Source organism: Vibrio sp. 1731 (assembly GCF_033339955.1).
GTDB lineage: Bacteria > Pseudomonadota > Gammaproteobacteria > Enterobacterales > Vibrionaceae > Vibrio > Vibrio alginolyticus.
This window is the reverse complement of record NZ_JAWOVO010000081.1, coordinates 1-1,419: the sequence shown is the minus strand read 5'-3', so window position 1 is coordinate 1,419 and position 1,419 is coordinate 1. Positions and strand designations below refer to the sequence as shown.

Sequence of the window (1,419 nt, the reverse complement as noted above, 5' to 3'; positions counted from 1 at the left end):
CCACCTTCGCCAGAGTTAGAGTAACCACCAAGACGGTTCATCGCCGTTGCAAGTGCTTTGTGTGCTTCTGGGCTCAACGCTCCGATAGACATGGCGGCAGAATCAAAACGTTTGAACAATTCTGTTTTAGGTTCGATTCGTTCAAGTGGCAATGGCGAGTCAGTTTTTTTCAGTGTCATTAGGTCACGCAACATCGCGACAGGGCGCTCGTTTACTTGTTTGGCAAAACTTTGATAATCGTTACTTTCACCAGATTTCACCGCTTTTTGCAGTGTACCAACCACATCAGGGTTGTAGGCATGGTACTCACCGCCATGTACGTATTTGAGTAATCCGCCATGTTCAATCGATTTACGTTTTGCCCACGCCTTGCGGGACAAGTTGGTTAAATCTTGTTGGAAATCATCAAAGTTTGCGCCTTCGATGCGAGTGGTTACGCCTTTAAAGCACAAGTCGACCACTTCCCGGCTCAATCCAACGGCTTCGAACAATTGTGAGCAACGGTAAGAGGCGATGGTTGAAATACCCATCTTCGACATGATTTTGTACAAGCCTTTGTTGATGCCATACTGATAGTTCTGCATAACATCACGGTAGTCTTTATCTAGGGCACCATCGTCAATCAACTTGCCTAACGCTTCATAAGCTAGATACGGATAAACCGCCGTAGCGCCAAAGCCTAGCAATACGGCAAATTGATGAGGGTCACGTGCGGTTGCGGTTTCCGCGACGATGTTGGCATCACAACGAAGGTTGGCTGTAACTAAGCGAGTTTGCACGGCGCCGACAGCCATGGCGGCTGGAATTGGCAACTTGCCTTTAACTAATGCGCGGTCGGAAAGAACCACTAAGACGGTACCTTCTCGCACCACTTGTTCAGCTTGATCACATAAGTCATCAATCGCTTGTTTGAGATCTTTCTCTTGTGGATCGTAGTTTATGTCGAGAATGGTATTGCGGTAGTGATCGTCACCCAGCTCAAGCAACTGCTGCATGTCAGAGTAAAGTAGCACTGGAGAATCAAATGTCACTCGATGCGCGTGGCCGTCGGTTTCACAGAAGACGTTCATCTCCTGACCTATACTGGTGGCTAACGACATAACATGCTTTTCACGTAGTGGATCGATAGGCGGGTTGGTGACCTGAGCAAACTTCTGGCGGAAGTAATGGGTAACCAAACGCTCTTTCGAAGACAGTACTGCCATTGGCGTGTCATCGCCCATAGAGCCTACGGCTTCTTGACCCATATCGCCAAGTACGCGCAGAACCTGATCCACTTCTTCATTGGTCATGGCGAACTGCTTTTGATAGGTCTTAAGCAAATCTTCATCGAAGCTTCGCTCACCCACTTGATCTTCAGGTAACTGAGAGAATGGCGTTAGTTTGCGAACGTTGTTTTCCATCCATTCACGGTATGGG

Annotated in this window: 1 protein-coding gene; it reads right to left on the bottom strand. The window is 48.0% G+C overall.

Going from position 1 to position 1,419, the window contains the following annotated elements:
- A partial coding sequence (locus R7035_RS25315; protein WP_318146333.1) for a glutamate synthase central domain-containing protein occupies positions 1–1,419 on the bottom strand: 1,419 nt, incomplete at both ends.